Source organism: Ruegeria sp. HKCCD4884 (assembly GCF_013110855.1).
GTDB lineage: Bacteria > Pseudomonadota > Alphaproteobacteria > Rhodobacterales > Rhodobacteraceae > Ruegeria.
The window spans coordinates 125,216-148,284 of record NZ_WVRJ01000006.1 but is presented as its reverse complement, the minus strand read 5'-3'; the positions used below and the strand labels follow the sequence as shown (position 1 = coordinate 148,284).

28 protein-coding genes are annotated in these 23,069 nt (G+C 57.1%); 14 read left to right on the top strand and 14 right to left on the bottom strand.

Features of this window, described 5'->3' with window-relative positions:
• Window positions 1-22: 22 nt before the first annotated feature.
• The 3 genes from GS636_RS10985 to GS636_RS10975 form a co-directional block, all read right to left on the bottom strand.
• Entirely contained in the window at window positions 23-907 is an 885-nt protein-coding gene (locus GS636_RS10985; protein WP_171669480.1) for a PhzF family phenazine biosynthesis protein, read from the bottom strand.
• A 104-nt stretch (window positions 908-1,011) separates the two neighbouring features.
• Window positions 1,012-1,236 (bottom strand): DUF1150 family protein, encoded by a 225-nt coding sequence (locus GS636_RS10980; protein ID WP_171186401.1) that lies wholly within the window; start codon window positions 1,234-1,236, stop codon window positions 1,012-1,014.
• A gap of 5 nt (window positions 1,237-1,241) precedes the next feature.
• Entirely contained in the window at window positions 1,242-1,655 is a 414-nt protein-coding gene (locus tag GS636_RS10975) for an Hsp20 family protein (protein ID WP_171091687.1), read from the bottom strand.
• A 163-nt stretch (window positions 1,656-1,818) separates the two neighbouring features.
• On the opposite strand from GS636_RS10975, the gene GS636_RS10970 reads away from it, so the two are divergent.
• The 4 genes from GS636_RS10970 to GS636_RS10955 all read left to right on the top strand — a co-directional run bounded on the left by GS636_RS10970 (window position 1,819) and on the right by GS636_RS10955 (window position 4,427).
• A complete protein-coding gene (locus GS636_RS10970) occupies window positions 1,819-2,043 on the top strand; it encodes a YdcH family protein (protein WP_050604880.1) in 225 nt (74 codons plus the stop codon).
• Between the two features lie 76 nt (window positions 2,044-2,119).
• Window positions 2,120-2,605, top strand: coding sequence for a 5-(carboxyamino)imidazole ribonucleotide mutase (purE, locus tag GS636_RS10965; RefSeq protein ID WP_171669479.1), 486 nt, complete (start codon window positions 2,120-2,122; stop codon window positions 2,603-2,605).
• Complete coding sequence (locus GS636_RS10960) at window positions 2,602-3,357, top strand: NAD(P)-binding domain-containing protein (RefSeq protein WP_171181403.1); 756 nt, start codon at window positions 2,602-2,604, stop codon at window positions 3,355-3,357. The genes purE and GS636_RS10960 overlap by 4 nt, the downstream gene beginning before the upstream one ends.
• Window positions 3,358-3,359: 2 nt before the next feature.
• Window positions 3,360-4,427, top strand: coding sequence for a 5-(carboxyamino)imidazole ribonucleotide synthase (locus GS636_RS10955; protein ID WP_171238343.1), 1,068 nt, complete (start codon window positions 3,360-3,362; stop codon window positions 4,425-4,427).
• Between the two features lie 13 nt (window positions 4,428-4,440).
• On the opposite strand, the gene GS636_RS10950 is transcribed toward GS636_RS10955, so the two are convergent.
• The 6 genes from GS636_RS10950 to GS636_RS10925 form a co-directional block, all read right to left on the bottom strand.
• Window positions 4,441-5,604: an alpha-D-ribose 1-methylphosphonate 5-triphosphate diphosphatase gene (locus GS636_RS10950; RefSeq protein WP_171669478.1), complete on the bottom strand. Its 1,164-nt coding sequence runs from the start codon at window positions 5,602-5,604 to the stop codon at window positions 4,441-4,443.
• Window positions 5,601-6,374 carry a triacylglycerol lipase gene (locus tag GS636_RS10945; RefSeq protein ID WP_171091697.1) on the bottom strand — a complete coding sequence of 258 codons (774 nt, stop codon included), beginning with the start codon at window positions 6,372-6,374 and terminating at the stop codon, window positions 5,601-5,603. Before GS636_RS10945 ends, GS636_RS10950 begins: the two co-directional genes overlap by 4 nt.
• A gap of 38 nt (window positions 6,375-6,412) precedes the next feature.
• Window positions 6,413-7,255 (bottom strand): DMT family transporter, encoded by an 843-nt coding sequence (locus GS636_RS10940; RefSeq protein WP_171669568.1) that lies wholly within the window; start codon window positions 7,253-7,255, stop codon window positions 6,413-6,415.
• 246 nt (window positions 7,256-7,501) lie between these two features.
• The gene (groL, locus tag GS636_RS10935) at window positions 7,502-9,142 is read right to left on the bottom strand and encodes a chaperonin GroEL (RefSeq protein WP_171186411.1); all 1,641 of its coding nucleotides are present in this window, start codon (window positions 9,140-9,142) and stop codon (window positions 7,502-7,504) included.
• Window positions 9,143-9,197: 55 nt separating this feature from the next.
• Complete coding sequence (gene groES / locus GS636_RS10930) at window positions 9,198-9,485, bottom strand: co-chaperone GroES (protein ID WP_170352338.1); 288 nt, start codon at window positions 9,483-9,485, stop codon at window positions 9,198-9,200.
• A gap of 152 nt (window positions 9,486-9,637) precedes the next feature.
• Window positions 9,638-10,312, bottom strand: a complete 675-nt coding sequence (locus tag GS636_RS10925; protein ID WP_171669477.1) for a DUF2161 domain-containing phosphodiesterase — start codon at window positions 10,310-10,312, stop codon at window positions 9,638-9,640.
• Between the two features lie 124 nt (window positions 10,313-10,436).
• Here GS636_RS10925 and GS636_RS10920 point away from each other — a divergent pair, with 124 nt between their 5' ends.
• From GS636_RS10920 to GS636_RS10900, 5 genes are all read left to right on the top strand, one after another.
• Window positions 10,437-11,417, top strand: a complete 981-nt coding sequence (locus GS636_RS10920; RefSeq protein WP_171669476.1) for a TraB/GumN family protein — start codon at window positions 10,437-10,439, stop codon at window positions 11,415-11,417.
• A 109-nt stretch (window positions 11,418-11,526) separates the two neighbouring features.
• A complete protein-coding gene (locus GS636_RS10915) occupies window positions 11,527-12,447 on the top strand; it encodes a manganese-dependent inorganic pyrophosphatase (protein WP_171091705.1) in 921 nt (306 codons plus the stop codon).
• 215 nt (window positions 12,448-12,662) lie between these two features.
• On the top strand, window positions 12,663-13,655 hold the full coding sequence (locus GS636_RS10910) for a DUF389 domain-containing protein (RefSeq protein WP_171669475.1): 993 nt from the start codon (window positions 12,663-12,665) through the stop codon (window positions 13,653-13,655).
• Between the two features lie 102 nt (window positions 13,656-13,757).
• Window positions 13,758-14,633 (top strand): TIGR01459 family HAD-type hydrolase, encoded by an 876-nt coding sequence (locus GS636_RS10905; protein ID WP_171091709.1) that lies wholly within the window; start codon window positions 13,758-13,760, stop codon window positions 14,631-14,633.
• Between the two features lie 101 nt (window positions 14,634-14,734).
• A complete protein-coding gene (locus tag GS636_RS10900) occupies window positions 14,735-15,178 on the top strand; it encodes a MaoC family dehydratase (protein ID WP_171091711.1) in 444 nt (147 codons plus the stop codon).
• 71 nt (window positions 15,179-15,249) lie between these two features.
• Here the strand turns inward: GS636_RS10900 and GS636_RS10895 are convergent, their stop codons facing one another.
• On the bottom strand, window positions 15,250-16,260 hold the full coding sequence (locus GS636_RS10895; protein ID WP_171669474.1) for a methylenetetrahydrofolate reductase: 1,011 nt from the start codon (window positions 16,258-16,260) through the stop codon (window positions 15,250-15,252).
• Window positions 16,257-16,838 carry a methylenetetrahydrofolate reductase C-terminal domain-containing protein gene (locus GS636_RS10890; protein WP_171186424.1) on the bottom strand — a complete coding sequence of 194 codons (582 nt, stop codon included), beginning with the start codon at window positions 16,836-16,838 and terminating at the stop codon, window positions 16,257-16,259. The genes GS636_RS10895 and GS636_RS10890 overlap by 4 nt, the downstream gene beginning before the upstream one ends.
• Window positions 16,839-17,097: 259 nt before the next feature.
• Between GS636_RS10890 and GS636_RS10885 the strand changes: the two genes are divergently transcribed.
• From GS636_RS10885 to GS636_RS10875, 3 genes are read left to right on the top strand one after another with little or no spacing between them, the layout of a single operon-like run.
• Window positions 17,098-18,030, top strand: coding sequence for a bifunctional riboflavin kinase/FAD synthetase (locus tag GS636_RS10885; RefSeq protein ID WP_171669473.1), 933 nt, complete (start codon window positions 17,098-17,100; stop codon window positions 18,028-18,030).
• A complete protein-coding gene (locus tag GS636_RS10880) occupies window positions 18,027-18,500 on the top strand; it encodes a YcgN family cysteine cluster protein (protein WP_171669472.1) in 474 nt (157 codons plus the stop codon). Before GS636_RS10885 ends, GS636_RS10880 begins: the two co-directional genes overlap by 4 nt.
• The gene (locus tag GS636_RS10875; protein ID WP_171105590.1) at window positions 18,500-19,534 is read left to right on the top strand and encodes a low specificity L-threonine aldolase; all 1,035 of its coding nucleotides are present in this window, start codon (window positions 18,500-18,502) and stop codon (window positions 19,532-19,534) included. The genes GS636_RS10880 and GS636_RS10875 overlap by 1 nt, the downstream gene beginning before the upstream one ends.
• Here GS636_RS10875 and GS636_RS10870 read toward each other — a convergent pair.
• Both GS636_RS10870 and GS636_RS10865 read right to left on the bottom strand, forming a co-directional pair.
• Window positions 19,521-20,345: an alpha/beta fold hydrolase gene (locus tag GS636_RS10870; RefSeq protein WP_171669471.1), complete on the bottom strand. Its 825-nt coding sequence runs from the start codon at window positions 20,343-20,345 to the stop codon at window positions 19,521-19,523. The genes GS636_RS10875 and GS636_RS10870 overlap by 14 nt on opposite strands.
• Window positions 20,342-20,944: a 2-hydroxychromene-2-carboxylate isomerase gene (locus GS636_RS10865; protein WP_171091726.1), complete on the bottom strand. Its 603-nt coding sequence runs from the start codon at window positions 20,942-20,944 to the stop codon at window positions 20,342-20,344. The genes GS636_RS10870 and GS636_RS10865 overlap by 4 nt, the downstream gene beginning before the upstream one ends.
• Window positions 20,945-21,051: 107 nt before the next feature.
• Between GS636_RS10865 and GS636_RS10860 the strand changes: the two genes are divergently transcribed.
• A complete protein-coding gene (locus GS636_RS10860) occupies window positions 21,052-22,071 on the top strand; it encodes a ribose-phosphate pyrophosphokinase (RefSeq protein WP_171091728.1) in 1,020 nt (339 codons plus the stop codon).
• A gap of 112 nt (window positions 22,072-22,183) precedes the next feature.
• Complete coding sequence (rpiB, locus tag GS636_RS10855; RefSeq protein ID WP_171186432.1) at window positions 22,184-22,633, top strand: ribose 5-phosphate isomerase B; 450 nt, start codon at window positions 22,184-22,186, stop codon at window positions 22,631-22,633.
• A 39-nt stretch (window positions 22,634-22,672) separates the two neighbouring features.
• On the opposite strand, the gene GS636_RS10850 is transcribed toward rpiB, so the two are convergent.
• Window positions 22,673-23,023, bottom strand: coding sequence for an H-type lectin domain-containing protein (locus GS636_RS10850; RefSeq protein ID WP_171091731.1), 351 nt, complete (start codon window positions 23,021-23,023; stop codon window positions 22,673-22,675).
• Between the last annotated feature and the right edge of the window lie 46 nt (window positions 23,024-23,069).

The window sequence follows — 23,069 nt, the reverse complement described above, 5'->3', positions numbered from 1 at the left end:
ATTGCGAAATCCCGGTTCCTGTCTATTTATCCGTCGGCAGATCGACCTGCCCGCGCATCAACACATGCCCTCGTCCAGCGACCTTGATCCCGGTCATTCCATCTGTCGGGCCAACTCGCGTGACAGTGGCCTGTCCGGGACGTCCCATGTCGTGGCCCTGTTCCGCGATGAAACTGTCTTTGGACATCAATCCATATTTCCAAAGATACGCCGCCATGGCGCCCGTAGCAGACCCAGTGAACGGGTCTTCGGGCGGGCTGGGAGGGGCGAGCAACAGACGCGAGAACGTATCACCTGCATCGGTGGCTCCTTCCAGCGTGACCAGAAAGGGTTCAGCCATATCCGAACCCGAAAATCCGGCGGCCTCGGCTACTTTTCTCAAAGGACCCTCGACCAGTTGAGCCGCGCGCAAGGCCTCATGGTCGCGCAGAACGGTGATGCAGAACGGCAGACCGGTTGAAACAAACTGAGGCGGAGAGATTATAGCGCTTTCAGGAAGGCCGATAGTCGAAGCCACCAGATCCACCGGAACATGTGCACCAAATTGAGGTGCGACCTGGGTCATTTCGATCTCATCACCTGTCAACCGAATCGAGACGACCCCTGCCCCGGTTTCCAGCGTCAGGCTTTCGCCTTCGATCATCCCACGCGACCGCATGGCAGCGACAGTGGCAATTGTTGGATGCCCGGCAAAGGGAATTTCCCGGCTGGCCAGAAAGTACCGTACGCGGATATCGGCCACGTCGGATGGGTCGGTAAAGGTGCATTCGACCAGAGAGGTTTCGCGCACATAGGCCATGCACACCTGCTCGGGCAGATGTGCACCGTCATGAACCACAGCACATCCATTGCCACCAAAGGCGCGGTCACTGAAGGCGTCTACCCAATCGAATTCGAACCAGCTCATGCGATTATATCCCGGTGACAGGTGAAAGCGGCATAGTCCGCCAGTTCGTATGTGTCGCTTGTGTTGCGGGAATTGTCACGCCCCAATAGGCGCAGAGAGGCCGTTCAGTGAACGGCCACCGGGGACAAGTCATGCTGGCGGGCCAGCACAAAAGCCAGCTTGCGGTCGGCCACCAGCGCCAGCTGCTGCCCATCGGAATCATGCACAGCGTAAAGCTGGTCCAGATCCCCTGCCTGATCGCGCAGATCACGCGGCAGATCGGCAACCTCGACCGTTTTGACATAAACGATACGGTCGCCTTCGGTGTTGAGTTCTATCGGTGTATTCATTGCTCTTACCCCTTGCGTATGTTGATGGTCTGCACCACAGCTTCCGGCACGGCGCGGGTCAGATCCACATGCAGCAGACCGTTTTCCATGATCGCCTCGCCCACTTCGACACCGTCAGCCAGCACGAACATGCGCTGAAACTGGCGCGCCGCAATGCCGCGATGCAGGAATATACGCCCCTCGCTGTCGTCGCGTTGACGGCCCCGGATCACCAGCTGGCGATCCTCGATCGTGATCGACAGATCCTCTTCGGCGAACCCCGCAACCGCAAGAGTGATGCGATAGGAAAAGTCCGAAGTTTGTTCGATGTTATAGGGCGGGTATCCTTCGTTGCCAGCCTTTGCAGACCGTTCCAGAAGGCGTTCCAGTTGCTCGAACCCCAAAAGATGCGGGTATGAGCCAAGAGTAAGTTTCGACACGTATTTTCGTCCTTTATTGTCAAAGCGACGTGGTGTGCGGCCCCGTTCTGGCAACCGCCTGTAATAGAATATGGGAAGAAACCAGGATGTCCACAAGGTCTGGCGCGATAACGTCTGACACACTATCTTGTTGGGCAAGCACCACAACAACCCCGAGTCGCCAATGAACGCGCCCACTGATCTTTCCATGAAAACTGATGAAGTTCTGCGGGTTGAACTGGAAGTTTTCCGCCGTCAGCACCGCGATCTGGACGAAGCGATTGAAGCGCTGCATGACCGGGGAACTGCGGATCAGTTGACGTTACGACGACTGAAAAAAGAGAAACTGCGTCTGAAAGACATCATCCGCATCATCGAAGACCGCCTGACCCCCGATATCATTGCCTGAACGCCCTGTAGCGCATTGCCAGAGAACCGGATTTGGCTATAGTGCGCGCTCTTTCTGAGCGCAGGGACAAAAGCGGATGAGCGAAGTGAAAGTCGGGATCATCATGGGCAGCCAATCTGACTGGCCCACGATGAAAGAAGCCGCAGATATTCTGGACGAACTGGGCGTCGCTTATGAAGCGCGCATCGTATCGGCCCACCGCACACCAGACCGGCTGTGGGACTATGGCAAGACCGCCGTATCGCGTGGATTGCACGTGATCATCGCGGGCGCTGGCGGCGCTGCGCACCTGCCCGGCATGATGGCATCGAAAACGCGGGTGCCTGTGATCGGAGTTCCCGTACAGACACGTGCCCTGTCAGGCGTGGATTCGCTGTATTCCATCGTGCAAATGCCCAAGGGTTTTCCCGTTGCGACCATGGCAATCGGGTCCGCTGGAGGAGCCAACGCCGGTTTGATGGCAGCCGGCATTCTGGCTCTGCAAGACGAGGCTTTGGCAGAACGGCTGGACAGCTGGCGCGAGGCGTTGTCGGCTTCAATCCCTGAGGAACCGCAGGGATGAGCCGCATCGGTCTTATCGGCACGGGCCATATCGCCGCCCCAATCGCGCGGCTGATGGCTGCCAAAGGGCACGACATTTGCGTGACTGAGCGCAATACCGAAGTATCAGCCGCTTTGAAGGCCGAGTTGGGCGTGACGATTGCTGAACCCCAGGCAGTGCTCGACGCCTCGGACATCGTGTTCCTGTGCCTGCGCCCGCATATCGCGGCTGAGGTTCTGACCCCTCTAACCTTTCGCGCGGACCAGCAGATCGTTTCAGTCATGGCTGCGGTTTCCGCTGAGCAACTTGCTCGGCTTTGCGCACCGGCGGCAGATTTCGTGCAGACCATTCCTCTGGGCTTTCTGGAAACCGGAGGCTGCCCAATGGCTGCTTTTGGCAACGATCGGTTGTTGGCCGACCTTTTTGAGCCCGAGAACCCTGTGGTCAAGGTTGCGGACGAATCCGCGCTGAACGCACATTTCGCAATTTGCGCCATGGTTCCCGGCATTTTGGATCTGATGGCCACTGGTGCCAAGTGGCTAGGCGATGTAACTGGTGAAGCCGATAAGGCCGAGTTCTATACGACCCAGTTGATGTCGGGCTTCCTGGCAACGATGGAAAAAGGCAACGCAGGTCGGCTAGCGCAAGAGCGTGACGCTCTGGCGACAGAAGGCACATTGAGCTTGCAGATGACAGAAACCCTGAAGGATCAGGGCGCGCATGACGCGCTGCATTCGGCGTTGAGTGCAATTGGCAAACGTTTGGAGAGTTGAAGATGGCAGAAATGCTTGCCCAAGGCGCGGTGATCGGAATTCTGGGGGGCGGTCAACTGGGCCGGATGCTGTCAGTGGCAGCGTCAAGGCTGGGCTTTGTCACACATATCTATGAACCGGGCGCAAACCCACCCGCCGGGCAAGTCGCGGATCGTGTCACGACGGCAGCCTACGACGACATCGATGCCTTGAAAGCATTTGCCGACGCGGTGGATGTGATCACCTATGAGTTCGAAAACATCCCGACCGAGGCGCTGGACATTCTGGAAGCCCACCGGCCGATCCGTCCGGGGCGCGAAGCGCTGCGGGTCAGCCAGGATCGTTTGACCGAGAAGAATTTCCTGCAAGACCTGGGCCTGAAAACGGCCCCGTTTGCGGATGTTTCCAATCTGGACAGCCTGAGTACGGCAATTGAACAAATCGGGACACCGGCCATCCTGAAAACCCGCCGCTTTGGCTATGACGGAAAAGGGCAGGCGCGGTTGCGCAGCCCCGAGGACGCCGAGGCTGCTTTGGCCGACATGGCGGGCGCGCCTGCTATTCTGGAAGGGTTCGTAGACTTCTCACACGAGGTGTCGATCATTGCAGCACGAGGGTTGGACGGCCAGGTGGCCTGTTTCGATCCGGGCGAAAACGTACATCGCGACGGTATCCTGCACACCACCACGATCCCTGCCCGCCTGTCCCCTGCCCAGCGCACAGATGCAATCCTGCTGGCGGCCAACATCCTGAATGCGTTGGAGTATGTGGGTGTCATGGGGGTAGAACTGTTCGTCACGCCCGCTGGTTTGATAGTGAACGAGATTGCACCGCGCGTGCACAACTCGGGCCACTGGACGCAGAACGGCTGTGCTGTTGATCAGTTCGAACAGCATATTCGCGCCGTGGCGGGCTGGCCTTTGGGCGACGGGCAGCGCCATTCGGATGTGGTGATGGAGAATCTGATCGGCAACGACATGGATCGTGTGCCCGAATTGGCCCGTGAACGGGATGTCGCGCTTCATCTATACGGCAAAGCCGAGGTCAAAGCAGGACGCAAGATGGGGCATTTCAACAGGATCAAGCGATAAAGTAGCACTTTATTTACGGCCTCGTTCCGTTCAGAAAGCGTGCCGCAATGTCCCCTGACATGTGGCTGATACGCCCACCGGCCATGGTCGCTGCGACCCGGTGGGTAGCCGCATCGAGAATGACCAAATCACCCCGTTTGCCGGGGGTAAGTGTGCCCCGGTCCGGCAGATCCAGCACTTTGGCCGGACCCGAAGAAATCAGGCTCCACGCGCCTTCGAAATCAAGCAAACCGGTTTTGAACAGCATCAATGCAGCCCGGCGCGGGCTGGGGTAGTGGTAGTCCGACGCCAACGCATCGCAGAGCCCCATGGCGATCAACTCAACCGCATTGGCGTTTCCTTTATGCGATCCACCCCGCACCACGTTGGGTGAACCAAGGATGATGTGATCCCCGGCTGAACGTGCCGCCTCGGCAGCCTCAAGCGTTTCCGGGAATTCGGCAATACGGACACCTTGATCGTGCCACCATTCCCTTGCTTCAGCGGTGGCGTCATCATGGCTGCCCAGACGTACGCCCATCTCCCCTAGGTCAGCACACAGCGCCTCGACCGCCGCTGGCACCTCGTTTCGACGTGCATGCATGCTGAGCAACATCTCAAAATGCGCATCTGGATTGCGCCCGGCCTTCAGCGCCTGCCCGGTCAGGCGTGGAGGCTTTTTACCCTGCGCCAAGCGATCATGCGGCAGATGATCATTGAACACTACATAAGGCACCTGCCAATCAGCGATGCGACGGGCCAATCCGGCATAGTCCTCCAACATATTGGTCTCAAACCGCAGTTGAGGGATCAGGTCCGTGACGGTGCTGTCTTTTACGGCGGCAATGGCCTGAAACACCTGCGCCGCAAAGTCCGGTCCTCGCACGCCGCCTTCCCAGCTGTAAAACTGAGCCAGCACTGCGGTGGTAATGCCGTTTGCAGCTAACTCGGCCTCGACCGAAAGAATGCCTTCGTTCATCTGCTTCATCGCACCGCGACGCGGGGCGATATGGCGTTCGAACCCGTCCCCGTGCAGATCGATAATGCCGGGCAAGACAAGATAGCCGCTCAGATCAACCCGGCGCCCGGTTGGTTCTGCCTGTATCGCACCTTCTGCTATGGTCAGATCAGCACGAGCCAAACCCTCACCCGGCAACAGAACCTCTGCCCCGGTCAATGTCAGGTTCAAAGCAGTCATCGTGAACGCTCCGAGTCCGGGTCTGGGCAGTCCTGCCCGATACAGATCTCGTCTATTATGTCCATCACGCCATCGAGCCAAGTGATCTGCGGATCAAACCGACCGAATTCGATGAAATGCAGTGCCTGTGCCATGACCTGCGGGTTGTTCATCATGAAAGTATGCGTCACCGGTAAGATAAGATGATCGGTCATACCTTCGACCTTGGTGCTTTCAATCGAAACCTTGCCATCGTCGGGACCATCGATAATCGAGGAAAACACAAGGTTCAGAGATTCACTTCCTGCGATAACACCCAGTTCGAAATCCACCGGTGGCAGACGACGAGGGATGCCTTCGGGCCCTGTGCTCAGTTGCAGCCCTGCTGGGCCGTTCAGATACCCGAACACCTCCCACGCGCTGAGCTCGTCAACCAGCTGGCTGCCTTGGTTCGGAGGGCCAAGCATGACAGCGCGGCCCATGTTGGCGGGGTGATGATCCTTGAGCCAATACCGCAGCAGGATGCCGCCCATGGAATGCGCAACGACATTGACTTTATCCTCTCCGCAAGCAGCGAAAGCATCAGGCAGGGTCTGTTCAGCAAGTTCCGGAATGCCAATTTCGGTCGATGGGTACCCGGGGCGCACGACCTTATAGCCATGTGCCTCGAACAACTCCTCCATCACGGCAAACGAAGCCTCGGTCCGCGCCAGCCCATGCAAAAGGATCACGCATTTCGCGCTGGCGGCAGCAGGGAAAATGAAAAACAGCAGGGCAATCAATAGTCTCATACGCGCCAGATAAAGCCTATGAGACGCCGATGAAAGCCCTAGCTCCGCTGACGTTGCAGCACGGCCAGCGCAATACCGCCCAGAACCACCGCCGTGCCAAAGACCAGCCGGGCGCTGGCCGTTTCACCAAGCAGCACAACACCCCCCAGGATCGCAATGACAGGTACGCTGAGTTGAACCACGGCCGCCACTGTTGGTGCAAGGTTCGGCAGTACGCGATACCACAAAGCGTAACCCAACCCTGACGTAATACCCCCGGACACAACTGCCAGCACATAGCCCATACCAGTCATGTTCCATTCTGCCCCTGTGATCAGCAGCGTTAATCCGGTCACAGGCAAAGCGATAAGGAAATTTGCAGCCGTGCCCTTTAAAGCATCTGGTTCAGATCGCCCTGCCAAAGAATAAGCAGCCCATCCGACACCTGCGGCAATCATCAGGGCGGTGCCCGCCGGGTCAACCCGCACCGTACCCGATGGCCAAAGGACATAGGCCAACCCAGCCAAGGCCATGGCCGCGCCCGCCAACTGTTGCCGGGTTGGAAGCGTACCCTTGACGGCAGTGAAGGCAAACATCGTGATTTGCACCACGGCAAACAAAACCAACGCACCAAGACCTGCATCCAGTGTCAGGTACGCCAGGGAAAACCCGATCATGTACAGAGACAGTGATCCCGCCCCAATGACCCGCCGACGGTTGTGCAAAGGCAAGTGCCCGCCACGCGCCAAAACCAACGCGGTCAAAACCAGCGCGCCCGCCAGCACCCGCATAACCGCGAAACCGGCCGGATCACTGGCGCCGCTGTCGATAGCCAACCGGTTCAGGATGGAATTCGCCGCAAAGGCGCACATGGTCAGGGCGGTCAGAACAAACAGTTGCATGGAACCCGCATATCCGGTTGCAAGCGATATGGACACTCACAATCCTTGGACATGCGGCCCGTTCTTCATCTTTTCCAAAATACTCCCGCCGGAGGCATAGCCGCATAGCGGCTATTGGCAACAAAAACGGGGCCGCCCGAAGGCGACCCCGAAAACAAGCACTATGGCACCCCCTCTCGGTAGCTCGGCCATTCAGCCAATCACCTGTCGGGGCCGTCAGAATTCGCCGCAGCGAATTCGACGTGGTTACATCATGCCGCCCATGCCGCCCATGTCGGGCATGCCGCCTGCAGCAGGTGCGTCTTTCTGAGGCTTGTCAGCAACCATAGCTTCGGTGGTGACCAGCAGGCCAGCAACCGATGCCGCATCTTCCAGAGCGGTGCGGACAACTTTGGCCGGGTCGATGACACCGAACGAGAACATGTCGCCATATTCTTCGGTTTGCGCGTTGAAGCCGAATGCAGCATCCGAAGACTCACGGACTTTGCCCGCAACAACCGCACCGTCAACACCTGCGTTCTCGGCGATCTGGCGCAGCGGCGCTTCGATGGCTTTGCGAACGATGTTGATGCCTGCGTTCTGATCAGCGTTTGCACCTTCCAGAGCGTCCAGTGCTTTACCGGCCTGAACCAGAGCAACACCGCCACCCACAACAACGCCTTCCTGAACGGCAGCGCGTGTTGCGTTCAGAGCATCGTCCACACGGTCCTTACGCTCTTTCACTTCAACTTCGGTCATGCCGCCGACGCGGATAACGGCAACACCGCCTGCCAGTTTGGCAACGCGCTCTTGCAGCTTCTCACGGTCGTAGTCGCTGGTGGTTTCTTCGATCTGAGTGCGGATCTGGCCAACGCGGGCTTCGATCTCTGCTTTCTCGCCAGCACCGTCGACGATGGTGGTTTCGTCTTTGGTGATTTCGATCTTCTTGGCGGTGCCCAGCATGTCCATGGTGACGGACTCGAGCTTCATGCCCAGGTCTTCGCTGATGACCTGACCGCCGGTCAGGATCGCGATGTCCTGCAGCATGGCTTTACGGCGATCGCCGAAGCCCGGTGCTTTGACAGCAGCAATTTTCAGGCCGCCGCGCAGTTTGTTGACAACCAGAGTTGCCAGCGCTTCGCCTTCAACGTCTTCCGCGATGATCAGCAGCGGTTTCTGCGACTGGATCACCTGCTCCAGCAGCGGAACCATCGGCTGCAGCGAGGACAGTTTCTTTTCGTGCAGCAGGATCATGCAGTCATCGAGTTCTGCGATCATCTTGTCTGCGTTTGTCACGAAGTAAGGCGACAGGTAGCCACGGTCGAACTGCATACCTTCGACAACATCGGTCTCGGTTTCCAGACCTTTGTTTTCTTCGACGGTGATAACGCCTTCGTTACCAACCTTCTGCATCGCATCTGCGATCTGCTGGCCGATTTCTGCTTCGCCGTTGGCCGAGATGGTGCCAACCTGAGCAACTTCTGCCGAGTCTTTGACTTCGCGCGAGGCCGACTTGATGCCTTCAACAACCTTCGAGGTTGCCAGGTCGATGCCGCGCTTCAGGTCCATCGGGTTCAGGCCCGCTGCAACCTGCTTCAGACCTTCGCGAACGATGGCTTGGGCCAGAACGGTCGCGGTGGTGGTGCCGTCACCGGCTTCGTCATTGGTGCGGCTGGCGACTTCTTTCACCATCTGCGCGCCCATGTTTTCGAACTTGTCTTCCAGTTCGATTTCCTTGGCAACCGAAACACCGTCTTTGGTGATGCGCGGTGCGCCGAAGGATTTGTCCAGAACCACGTTGCGGCCTTTGGGGCCCAGGGTCACTTTAACAGCATCGGCCAGGATGTTCACACCTGCCAGCATGCGGTTACGGGCATCGGTGTCGAATTTGACGTCCTTTGCAGCCATGTCGTTTCTCCTTGAGAAATAAGTTTGTAATGAAGATCAGAGAAAGCGCTTTGGCTTACTCGATGATCCCCATGATGTCGCTTTCTTTCATCATCAGCAGCTCTTCGCCGTCGACCTGAACCTCAGTGCCCGACCATTTGCCGAACAGGATCTTGTCGCCAGCTTTGACCGCCATCGCGATCAGTTCGCCGCTGTCCTTGCGCGCGCCTTCGCCGGTTGCGACGACTTCGCCTTCGCTGGGCTTTTCTTTTGCGCTGTCAGGAATGATCAGGCCGCCTGCGGTTTTCTCTTCGCTTTCGGTACGGCGAACCAGCACACGGTCATGAAGCGGTTTCAATGCCATCTTTGCAGCTCCTTGGGCTCAAAGTTGTTAATCCTCCCCTCGTCTTCCGACGGGGCGTTAGCACTCAGGGTATGTGAGTGATAACGACGCATAGCTAGGGAGTCTAAAACCCCGAGTCAACAAGTTGTGAGGGATTTTTTTCGCGGATCGGATCAGTCCTGCTGTTCCCAGCTGTAAGCCCAGTGCTTCAGCCCTTCGCTTCCCTGAGAAGTAAGGCCGTAGACGCCTTTTTCAACCTTCTCAAACCACCCGTAGTGGTTTTCTCGCATAAGCCGAGTCGCAGCCGGAACGCCCACCGATTTTGCAACCTCTGCACCTTTGGTTGCGCCCTTTTCGGCCAGAAAGGCCGCGCATTTCAGCGCGTCTTGTCGATAGGCGGTCACGATGCCATGACGCGTGGCGCCACCCGCGTTCGGGTCCCCTTCCAGCCGATCGAATTCACGCAGCAGCCGCGTGGTCATGGCTTTGTTCTTGCGCGGCGCATAGGGGCCGGGATCGCACTGTACTTCGACCGCATTGTCAGCGCGCACTGTGATCAGGCCCAGGCCCAAACGTCGGCACAGCGCCAGATTATCTTTGAGCGCCCGTCGCGCGCTTCGACCCGTGGGCTTACGAACAGCCACATAAACCTGATCTGTCAATTTCAGCCGTGTGATCGCCTGGTGGAACAGCGACAGCGTGAACCTTAGTTTCAGTTCGACGATCACGGGTTCCTCACCCTCGCGCACCGCAACAACATCAGCCGCACCCACCTCGCCTTTTACGGTGTACCCCTGGCGCTCCAACAGTGCTTTGATCGGGGGATAGAGGTCCTGCTCGCGGGTCATGGGTTTATGCTACGCAAACTGCGGTGGATTACCAGCCCGCCGATCGGAAAACGCAATCGAACTTGCAACATCCCATCCGCCAGTACAGTGTTGCAGCAACTCTGATTTCAAAGGAAATTCAACGATGCGCGTGCTTCTTTTCTTCCTCGGCCTTTTGTGGCCCGCCATAGTGCAGGCTGGCTGCGAGGGACGCGACCTGAGAGGCGATTTGTCCCCTGCGGTCCAAGCCGACCTGCAGGACGCTTTAGCAGACATTCTGTATCCCGAAGGCAATCATTGGATTGCGACCAAAGACGACACTGTGCTGCATCTTGTGGGCACCATGCACCTGAACTACCCGCAGATGGACGCAATCGTCGAGCGTCTGACTCCAACGCTCACGCAGGCTGATGCGTTCTATTTCGAAATCCTTCAGGAGGAAATGAAAGATTGGGAGCAGAAACTTGCAGCTGACCCAAGCCCTGTCCTGATCACATCGGGGCCCACACTTGTGGATCTGATTTCCGAAGAGGATTGGGCCACTCTTTCATCAGAGATGGCTGATCGCGGCATTCCCAGCTGGATGGGCGCCAAGATGCGCCCATGGTTCCTGAGTATGACTTTGGCTTTGCCGGCTTGCATCATACAGGATCCCAACGGAACCAACGGATTGGACGCGCGTCTGACACAGTTGGCAAAAGAGCACGGTATCCCGCAATATTCGCTGGAAAGCATCGAAGACCTGATGACCATGTTCGACGCTTACTCGATCGAAGAACAGGCTCAATCACTCGCTCGGATGGCCGGAACCTTCCAAAACATCGAAGACCAGATCGCCACCATGGCGAGCTCGTATTTCGAAGAAAAACACGCGGAAGTCTTTGTATTGGGCAGAATGCTGGGGCAAGAGCTTTCAGGTTTGACCGAAGCAGAATTTGAGGCCGAATGGGCAGAGTTCGAACAGCAGTTGTTGATTGAACGCAATGCCAACTGGATGACGCATATTCTTGAGATCAAAGATCAAACTGCCGTCATTGCGGTAGGCGTCGGCCACTTTAGCGATGAACATGGTCTGCTGAACCAGTTAGAGCAGGCAGGATACAGCCTGACGCGGGCGGAATTCTGAACCGCTGGGCCATTTTCAGACCAACGGTCGCACATTATCGACTGTGTCGTGACAACCGCGTTTGCTCGCCCTATAAGGCGCGCAAATTTCCAATCCGCAGGACGCTGACATGACAACGCTAGTATTTGGCCACAAATCCCCTGATACCGACTCCACCGGCTCGCCGATCTTGTGGTCGTGGTATTTGAACGAGATCAAAGGTGAGCAGACCGAGCCGGTTCTGCTGGGTGAGCCCAACACCGAGGCGGCCTTTATGCTTGAAAACTGGGACCTGCCCAAGCCGCGCATCATCGAAGATCTGGCTGCGGACACTCCCGTTGTCATCGTCGACACCAATAACCCGGCGGAACTGCCCGCCAGCATCAACGACGCTGATATCCGCGCCATCATCGACCACCACAAGCTGGTCGGTGGCTTGGAAACTAAAGGTCCGATCGACATCACCGTGCGCCCGCTGGCCTGCACCGCGACCATCATGGTCGACCTCATGGGCGACGACGCTGCCAAGATGCCCGACGCCATCAAGGGCGCGGCCCTGACCTGCATTCTGTCGGACACGCTGGAATTCCGCTCGCCTACCACCACAGCGCATGACCGTGCGGTGGCGGAAAAGCTGGCCGCTGAGCTGGAGCTGGACATCTCGGCCTATGCAGCCGACATGTTTGCTGCGAAATCAGACGTCTCGTCCTTTTCTGACGCCGAGCTGATCCGCATGGACAGCAAGGAATACGAAGTGGACGGCACCAAGTTCCGCGTCTCGGTTCTGGAAACAACAGCCCCCGGCGTCGTGCTGGATCGCAAAGCCAGCCTGGCTGCATCGATGGTTGACGTGGCCGCTGAAGACGGTGTCGACCAGGTTCTTCTGTTCGTCGTCGACATTCTGAACGAAGAGGCCACGCTGCTGGTTCCGAACGATCTGGTCAAATCTGTTGCCGAGAAAAGCTTTGGTGCCGCCGTTGATGGCGATGCCGTTGTTCTGCCGGGCATAATGAGCCGTAAAAAGCAGATCATTCCAAACCTGAAGGTTTGATCGGCAATTGAAGTCAAAAGAAAGGCGTCCAATCGGGCGCCTTTTTTCTTTTTGTTCGGCCATTTGCGGAAACGGTAACGATTGTTAATCTGTCTTTGGGTACGGAACTCAAATTAGGTCAGGCACACACCATCGTTATTCGAAGCCTCAGTACGACCAAAGGCATCCTCCGATTTGAGGGGACAGACAAAGCCGCATATTGGCGGCGCTTTGCGATGCTGCTTACCCTGTCTGTTGTGATTGCCACCATGGGATTGCTGCGCAATTCCGGGGCCGTTGTCATTGCGGCCATGCTTGTCGCGCCCCTTATGACTCCAATCCTGGGGGTGGCTGCCGCGATGGTCATGGGCTGGCTAAAGCGCGCAGTTGCTCTGGCCCTAACGGTATGCTTGGCGGCATGTGCCTGTGTGCTGATGGCATGGTTCATGGTCTATGTCGCAGACGTCCCACGCGGTATTCTGATCCCCGATCAGGTCCTTGCACGTACAGATCCCGGAACCGAAGACCTGATCGTTGCGCTCGCGGCTGGCGTTGCCGGTGCCTATGTTCAAATCAACAAATCCGAGCTGAGTCTATTGCCCGGCGCAGCCATTGGCGTTTCTCTTGTGCCGCCTCTCTCAGCAGCAGGTATTTTGTTGTATTTTGGCGAGCCTGCCGAGGCCTACGAGGCGGGCTTGTTGTTCGCAACAAATCTTGGCGCAATTATTCTTTCGGCCTGCGCCGTTTATCTGGTCTATGCGGCACGGTCGGTGGTTTTCAGCAAGGGCAAGCGCAAACTGAATTTTACAGCAAGCGTGTTTGTTGCACTGGCATTCCTGGTCGTCGTGGTGCTGCAACTCGGGAAGTCCACATACAATCGATATCTTGAAACGCGCACCGAGGCCCAACTGGCCGAAGCCATCAGAGAATGGGCCGATCCAGTTTCAGTTGAAATCATTCGGGTAGATGTCAACGCCCAGCGCAAACGGGTCGAGGTCTGGCTGATCGTCGACCTGCCTGTCGAAGCACAGTTCAAAGTTTCTTCCGTTGCAGGGTTACTGCCTGAAAACCTGCGTGATCCCCCCCTTGTTGATGTATTGCAGGAGGAACTCGGGCCCGGATATCTGGCCGTTATTCGGTACCAGACCCGAATTGGAGCACAGATCATTTTGGGAACTGAAAACGTCCAGCAGGCCCCGGATGTTACGGACGTTACTGAAGACGACTAGTAGATTCACCAAATCCTCGGCGCAAAAGGGAATGCGGGATGGTGTTTGGGTCTCAGCTTTGCCATAGCTGTCGCAACCGCGAATTTACTTACAGAGGCCCCAATGACCCAGATCGTTTCCTCGCTTGCCGAGATCTCTGACCGCTATAAGGCGCTGTTTGTCGACCTTTGGGGCTGTGTGCACAACGGCATCACCGCCTTCCCCGAAGCCGTTGCGGCATTGCAGACCTATCGTGCAAAAGGCGGGGTTGTTGTACTTGTGACGAACTCACCGAAGCCTCGGGCAGGCGTGGCTGAACAGTTGGGTCAGTTCAATGTGCCCGCCGATGCCTATGACACCATTGCGACCAGCGGAGATTCCGCGCGTTCAGCGATGTTCAGGGGCGCTGTCGGACACAAGGTCTACTTCATGGGGGAATGGCAAAGGGATGCGGGTTTTTTCGAACCTTTGAAACTGCTGCATCACCCCGTTCACATTGAACGTGTGCCGCTTAAAGAGGCCGAAGGCATCGTTTGCTGTGGCCCGTTCGATCCAATGGCAGACCCGGATGTGAACCGACCCGACTTCCTCTATGCCAAGCAGATGGGAATGAAACTGCTTTGCGCCAATCCCGACATTGTTGTTGACCGAGGAGAGGTCCGGGAATGGTGCGCGGGGGCGTTGGCAAAGCTCTATACCGAAATGGGTGGTGAAAGCCTGTATTTCGGCAAACCGCATCCGCCGATTTATGATCTGGCCCGCCGCAGGTTGCAGGAGCTGGGGCATGATGTTCCAGATGGCGACATTCTGGTGATCGGCGACGGACCCCATACCGACATTCTGGGCGGCATGGGAGAGGGCATTGATTCCCTGTTTATTTCAGGCGGTCTGGCCGCAGCCGAGACAAAAACGTCGCACCACCCGCATCATGAATCGCTAACCGATTATATCAAAAGGGAAAAGATCAACCCGACCTTTACAATCGGTCGCTTGCGGTAGTCAGAAAAGACTTGATTTTCTGCAGTTGCGAAGTAATAAAGTTGCCAACCTTGGCCTAAAGATGGTTTTTTCTTTCACGGCCGATTTCGAGTGAGGGCAACATGTTGGACAATCTTCCACGCGGAACGATCTGTATTGAAGACATCGAAATGGGCATGTCCCGCTACCTGCGCAAAGTGGTGACGGACGAAGACATCGAGATGTTCGCGCAGGTTTCAACCGACCGTAATCCGGTGCATCTGGATGACGATTATGCCCGCGACACGATCTTTGAGGGCCGTATCGCCCACGGGATGCTGACAGCGGGTCTGATCTCGGCCGTGATTGGCGAACAACTGCCCGGCCATGGCACTGTCTACATGGGTCAGTCGCTAAAATTTCTGGCACCTGTGCGCCCCGGCGACATGGTTTACGCCGAAGTAAAGGTTGTCGACATCGATTTTTCCAAGCGCCGGGTCAAGCTGGATTGCCATTGCTCGGTCGAAGGCAAGAAGGTTCTGATCGGAGAGGCCATGGTCCTGGCACCGTCGCGCAAGTTCGACTGATCTGCGTGCCAACTCAGACCAAAGAAAGGCATCCGCTGACGGGCGCCTTTTTGTTTTGGAGCTCACCAAATCTAGTTTCCTGCACGAAGTCCTGAAGAAGGACGCGCGCGCCTGCGCCCTTTCAATGCACCGGATTCCAGAATGATTTCTGACACCAAGTGTTCGCGTCTGTAGGCCATCACATGAACGCCCGAGACTCCCGCGATCTCGCGGATCTGCTGGATCAGCTCGATACAGATTTTTTTGCCTTCTTCAGCAGGTTTTTCGGCCTTCTCCATCCGCTCAATAACCTGATCCGGGATGTGAATTCCGGGCACATTGCTGCGCATCCAACGCGCCGCGCGCGCCGAAGCAATCGGCCCCACGCCAGCGATTATGAAGACTTTCTTGTCCAGACCGACATCCCGCACCCGATCCATGAATTTCTCAAAAAGCGGAATGTCGTAGATATAGTTGGTCTGAATATATTCGGCCCCTGCCTCAACCTTCTTCGCCAGACGATCAGGACGCCAGTCATAAGGCGGAATGCAAGGGTTCTCTGCCGCACCTAAGAACAGCTGAGGGGGACGTGTGATCTTGCGGCCCGAGAGGAATTTTCCCTGATCGCGCATGGTTCGGATTGTTCGCAGCAAGGTCAGGGAATCAAAGTCGAATACCGGTTTTGCCCCCGGTTGATCCCCCACGCCAACGCCGTCACCGGTCAGACACAGAACATTGCTCACGCCCAGCGCTGCAGCCCCAAGCACATCGCCCTGAATGGCAATGCGATTCCGGTCCCGGCAGGAAATCTGATACACCGGAGAATAGCCAGCGCGCGTTAGCAATGCGCAAATTCCAATCGAAGACATATGGCAATTCGCGCCCGAAGCATCGGTTGCGTTTATTGCGTCTGCCACCTCTCCAAGCGGTTGCGCGGCCTGAAAAACATCCTCGGGGTCAGCGCTGTCGGGTGGGTTCAACTCGGCCGTCACCGCAAACCGACCCGAGCGCAAGACCCTTTCCAACCGACTGTGCGATACATACCCGTCAGGAACAGGAACATAGCCGATTGGCTCTACATCGCTGCGATGTGGATCGTTCATTTCTTCAGTTCCCGGTTCATTGCATTGGGCGGCTCGGTGGCCAGCGGCGCTGAGGAAGGTTCGTTTTCACGTGCCTCCGGGAAGGCTTCGGCAAGGGTTACACGCGCGGCATCGCGGGCCTCGCGTTCCTGTGCGGCAATCTCGCGGCTGACCCGCAACCACGATGAGGATCCCTTCAAAGTGTGTTCCACTGGCGGCAGAACTTCCTTTATCTTTTCGCCCCCGTGCCGCATGCGGCTGGCTCCGTCCCAGGCCAAGGCCCACACGCATTTCATGTCAGGCTTCACTTCGCAGAACTCGCCTGGACGCACGCCACCACACGGACCATTTCGCAACTGCTTTGGGCAGTTCATCGGGCAGGACATGCCGGTCGATGACAACACGCATTGACCGCACATCTTGCAGTCGAACAACAGGGTTTTGACGCCCTTTTCAACCAACGCTATGGGGCGTTCGACGCGGTTGTAGCCGATCTTTGCAAAAAGCGGATCCATCGCGACCATGCCGCGTTCGACGCACTTGTAAATCCACTCGAATGTGCGGGCATGGCGAATCGCGAACAGTCGCAATCGATACATGGTCTGCCTCCTGTGCTGGGTTCTATTGAACCTGGCCGGGCCTGAACCGGGTCGCAGCGCATCCTGAGATCCGGATGTTCAGTCTACACGCAGGTATTTTTTTGAATCAAGCAGTTGGCTTTGCGCATAATGCCATGTGGTGGATGCTTTGGCGTTGTTGTTGGGCGTTTTGTTGGGTTCGGGGGAATTCAGACCGAGGCATTTGCAGAATTCAAACTGCCGCTTGAACTCATCGCGACGCGACGCTACGCAATCGCTTATGCACATCATCCGGGATTTCCAGTTTGTCGAGCCAGAAGATCGCGGCGCCAGCGTAGCGATCGGCAACTTTGACGGCGTACATGTGGGGCATCGGTCGGTCATCGAAATGGCCCGCCAAGCAGCTCCTGACGCGCCGCTGGGTGTCATGACCTTTGAACCGCATCCGCGCGAATACTTTGCGCCGGATTCGCCTCCGTTCCGCCTGATGCGCGGTAATGCACGAGCGCACCGGCTGGAAAAACTGGGTGTAGAAAAGCTCTACGAGCTGCCCTTCAATGCAGCGCTGGCCGGGCTTTCACCGGAAGAGTTCGCGCGCACCGTGATTTGTGACGGGCTGGGCCTTTCGCATGTGGTGGTGGGGGCTGATTTCTGCTTTGGCAAAGGCCGCAGCGGTTCAGCCGATGACCTGGTCCGATTTGGGAAAGAGATGGGGTTTGGCGTGACGATCGCCCCACTGATGGAGCGGTCCGAGAACGTGGTCTCGTCAACTGCAATTCGGACCGCGTTAAGCGAAGGCCGCCCGCGTGATGCAGCGGCGATGCTGGGCCATTGGCACAGGATCGAAGGCGAAGTTGTCGGCGGTGAACAGCGTGGGCGCGAGCTGGGGTTTCCCACTGCAAACATGTCCATTGAAGGTCTTCACCTGCCGAAATTTGGTGTCTACGCCGTTCTGGTCGACGTACTGGATGGCCCGCATCAGGGCAGTTACCACGGTGCGGCCTCGATTGGAGTTCGACCAATGTTTCAGGGTGAAGTGCCCAATGTCGAAACCTTCCTTTTCGACTTTTCCGGCGATCTTTATGGCGCAACCCTGTCTGTCGGCCTGATCGATTTCCTGCGCCCAGAACTTACCTTTGATGGGCTGGACGGGCTGATTGCCCAGATGGATGCAGATTGCGAAAAAGCCCGCGGCATTCTGGCCGCCTTATGAGCACGGATCCGATCGAGCGCACCGGCCTGCCCGCCCGTTTTTGGGAACGCAAACCTCTGCGGAAGATGAACCAGCGCGAATGGGAAGCGTTGTGTGATGGCTGCGGCAAGTGCTGCCTGAACAAGCTGGAAGACGAAGACACCGGCGAGGTTGCACTGACCTGTGTCGCCTGCCGGCTGCTGGACGATGAAAGCTGCCGCTGTACGCAATACGATATCCGGCACCAGTTCGTGCCCGAATGTATTGTGATGACCCCCGACAACATAGACGAACATGCCTATTGGCTGCCGCAAACCTGCGCCTATCGCCTGTTGTGGGAAGGCAAGCCCCTTTACGACTGGCATCCTTTGATATCTGGTACGCCCGACAGCGTGCACGCGGCAGGCATGTCGGTTCAGGGACGTACAGTGTCCGAGTTCGAAACCCCCATGGAAGAGTGGGAAGACTATATTATTGAGGAAGCATCCTGATGTATTTCGCCTCTGACAATTCCGGCCCGGTACACCCTCAGGTCATGGCAAAACTGGCCGAGGCCAATCAGGGCTATCAGATGGCCTATGGTGCTGACGCGCTGATGAACGAGGTGCGCGACCGCATTCGCAGCATTTTCGAAGCACCGGGCGCTGCTGTGTATCTTGTGGCCACCGGGACCGCGGCGAACTCTCTGGCTCTTGCGACGCTGTCGAACCCGTGGGAGTCGGTCTTCTGCTCTCCGGTTGCCCATATCCACGAGGATGAGTGCAACGCGCCTGAATTTTACAGCGGTGCCAAGCTGACCCTTGTGCCTGGCGGTGACAAGATGACACCCGAAGCATTACGCGGATCGATCCTGGGTGAAGAAACACGCGGTGTGCATGGACCGCAACGCGGGCCTGTGTCGATCACTCAGGTCACTGAGCGCGGATCAGTCTATTCGTTGGAGGAACTGCAGGCACTGTGCGGGGTGGCAAAGGAATACGGCCTTCCGGTGCATCTGGACGGTGCGCGTTTTACCAATGCGCTGGTCGCGTTGAATTGCTCCCCGGCTGAGATGACCTGGAAATCGGGCGTGGATGCTGTCAGCTTTGGCGGCACAAAAAATGGCCTGATGGGGGTCGAAGCGGTTGTGTTTTTCGATGAAAGCAAGGCTTGGGAATTTGAACTGCGACGCAAGCGCGGGGCGCATCTGTTCTCGAAACACCGTTATCTGTCAGCGCAGATGGCCGCCTACCTTGAAGATGATCTGTGGTTGAAACTGGCGCGTCAGGCCAACGCCAACTGCGCCCGTCTTGCCGACGGGTTGCGCGCCAAGGGCGCTGAATTCCTGCATGAACCGCAAGCCAACATGGTCTTTGCCTCTTTCTCGCGCGCCAAGCACAAGCAACTGCATAACGCCGGTGCGATCTATCACCTTTGGGGGGATGAGCTGGAGGGTGAGGATGACGGTGAAAGCCTGGCGTGCCGGTTGGTCTGCGACTGGTCTATTGGAACATCCCAGATCGATCAGTTTCTCAATCTTCTGTAGGACTGGATTGCCAGAACGCTTGAAGCAGCGCCGCTGTTTCATGAGGGTGCGAAATGGGCAGCATGTGCCCTGCGCCCGGAACCACCGCATGGTGCGCTTGCGGCAGGCGATGCTCCAAACCCGCGCAGATGGCGGGGATTACGGGATGGGTTTCTGATCCGCTCAGGATCAGGGTCGGCATGGCGGCACGTTCCAGCGTCTCGGCTTTGAGCAAACCGGCCTGATCATCATAAAGCACCGAGTGCACGGCTGGAACGGCATGTATCCCACGCACCATATTAGCGCGCGTCCGTTCGGGTAAATCGGGCCATTTCGGGCTGATGCCAGTGCTCCACATCCGGTTGAACAAACGTGCGGCCAGAGCGTTTTCGCCCTCATTAAAGGCGCTGTTTATCGGCTCAATATCTTTCTCATGCTGATCGAACAAATCCGGCGCGTCCCGGTGTGCTATGGCAAAAAAGACGGGTTCGATCAATGTCAGGCTTCGGACGCGTTCGGGATGCTCCAAGGCCAGTCTCAGTGCAATAATCGCCCCAAAAGAATGGCCAACGACGTCCATCTGCCCCGTCAGTTCAGCCGCAGCGTTATTGGTGACGTGATCAAAGAAGTTCCCCTGCCCGTCCCAATCTCGACTGCGCCCATGAGACAACATATCTGGCGCGACCAAAGAGACTTTACCGTCCAACGCCTTGGCCAATCCCGACCACGCCCCGGAATGCGCAATGGTACAATGGAGGGCGAGCAATTTGCGCGCGCCCTCTCCCAACCGCCTGACGAAGACGGATTGTGGTGAGACAGCCGAAGCTGTCATCCCTTCGTCTCAGCCAGATGCTGGTCCAGATCATCCAGACTATCCTGTCCCCAGAACCGTTGCCCGTCCGGCGTGATGTAGAATGGTGCACCAAAGGCTCCTTGTTCCACGGCCTCTTCCAGATTGGCAGCGTAGGTTTCCGCCCCAACAAGCAACCCGCTATTTGCCAATTCCGGATCAAATCCTGCATTTGCCAGGCAATCGCGGATCACGTCATCCTGGGCCACGTCTTTCTCTTCGGCCCAGCAAGCGCGCAGGATCAATTGGCACAACTTGCCCACATCCCCTGAACCGTCCTTGGTCGCAGCGATAACCGCATATGAAGACGGCGCCATATTGGTTGGCCAATGCGCCGGTTTCAGATTAAATTCCACCCCGAGACGTTTGGCTTGACGCAGCAAGTCCTGTGCACGGTATTCAATGCGCGAGGTGTGGCGGTCTTTCGGCGGGGTGCCCCCTGTGCGCGAAAATAAGGCCATGATGTCCAGTGGTTTGTAGTTGATAGTCGCACCATGTTTCGCCGCGATCTCTTCCAGCCGGTTTCCGGCCAGATAGGTGTAGGGCGAAATTGTCGCAAAATAGTAGTCAATCTGGGTCATGTTCACTTTCTCCGCTGCGTTGCCTTTGCGGGACGTTAGACCCGTGCTAAGCGGTGTCAACATCACGAATCTGTCACATTGCCAAAGCTGCCCGGGGACCTCAGCCGATGCCGACACTCCACGAACCCAAGCTTATCGCTGGGAACGCCAATCTTCCGCTTGCCGAATCCATTGCCCGCCGCATGAGCCTGTATCGCGGCGTCGACCAGGGTCTGGTCGATGCGCGGGTCGAGCGGTTCAATGACGGCGAGATCTTTGTCGAAGTGTTCGAAAACGTCCGGGGCGAGGATATGTTCATCGTCCAGCCAACGTCGAACCCGGCGAATGACAACCTGATGGAACTGCTGATCATCGCCGATGCGTTGCGCCGTTCGTCAGCGCAGCGGATCACTGCTGTAATTCCCTATTTCGGCTATGCCCGCCAGGACCGCCGCACCAAGGCCCGCACACCAATCAGCGCCAAACTGGTGGCGAACATGCTAACCGGTGCTGGTATTGAACGTGTTCTGACCATGGACCTGCACGCCGCGCAGATTCAGGGCTTTTTCGATATCCCGGTGGACAACCTCTATGCCTCGCCAATCTTCGCGCTGGATGTGAAACATCAGTTCAAGGACAACTTGGACGAGATCATGGTTGTTTCGCCAGACGTGGGCGGCGTAGCCCGTGCTCGTGAGCTGGCCAAGCGGATCAGTGCACCGCTGTCGATTGTCGACAAGCGCCGCGAAAAAGCGGGTGAAGTGGCCGAAATGACGGTGATCGGTGACGTGAAAGACAAGATCTGCCTGATTGTGGACGACATGTGTGATACCGCTGGCACACTCTGCAAGGCGGCACAGGTCCTACTGGATAACGGCGCGAAAGAGGTTCACTCCTACATCACGCATGGCGTCATGAGCGGCCCTGCGGTTGAACGCGTCACCAATTCAGTGATGAAATCGCTGGTTCTGACGGACACGATTCAACCTACCAAAGAAGTTGCCAAAGCCAAGAACATTCGCATCGTACCAACCGCGCCGATCTTCACCCAAGCGATCCTGAACATCTGGAACGGCACCAGCGTGTCTTCGCTGTTCGAAGACAAGACACTGACGCCGATCTACGAATCCATGTACCAGATGGATTGAGCTCTAGGGGGCGGCCAAACAAGCCGCCCTTTTGCTTTTTGAAACACTGATCTGCTCTGCCTTGCTTTCGCTGGCATGAGCTTGGATACGCGAAAGAGGAAAGTGACCTCCGATGTCCGCAAACAAACGCATTGTTCTGTCCAGTGATCACGCCGCGATCGATCTGCGTCAGGCCGTGGCGAAACACATCGCCCAACAAGGCTGGGAGGTGGTCGATATCGGCCCGGCAACACCTGAAAGCACCCACTACCCCAAGCATGGGAAAGCCGCAGCCCAGGCTGTTGCATCCGGTGATTGCGGTTTGGGCATCATCCTTTGTGGTACCGGTCAGGGTATCATGATGGCGGCAAACAAAGTGCCGGGCATTCGCTGCGGCGTTTGTTCAGACGCCTTTTCGGCCCGGATGATCCGCCAGCACAACAACGCCAACATGCTGTCCATCGGGGCGCGCGTTGTGGGCGAAGGTCAGGCGCTGGACATCGTGGATGCGTTTTTGGGGGCCGAATTCGAAGGCGGCCGCCACGCCACACGTGTGGATATGATCGAAGCACAGGGCGACTGACGACCGCGCTTCCTTAAAGCGCGATGGTCTGAACCCGGATCAGGAGATATTCCAGTCATCCGGGTGCGCGACCTCTCCAATCGCGGTCCAACTTGCCCGGATGCGGGCAATACGCGTGTCGGACCATGTGCGAAACACTGCTTCGAACCCTTCGGTGGTAATGTTTTCAGCCTGCACTTCAGCACGCAGCGCTGACGACGTGTCGACATCCCAAAGCGAAATTCCGATCTGAACAATTGGCGGGGTCCGAAACGGTTCTTTGAACTGAATGGGCGTGCGACGCTCGCGAGGGCCCTGCCCCGTCCACATCTCACCGCCTTCGGCAAATTCCGAAAACAGTACATCTTCGCCCTGATCAATGCCAATTGGATGGGTTAGGAACTTTTTCATTTTGTCATCATTATTCTTGAATTCCCGCAAGTTATCCCGGCAATTC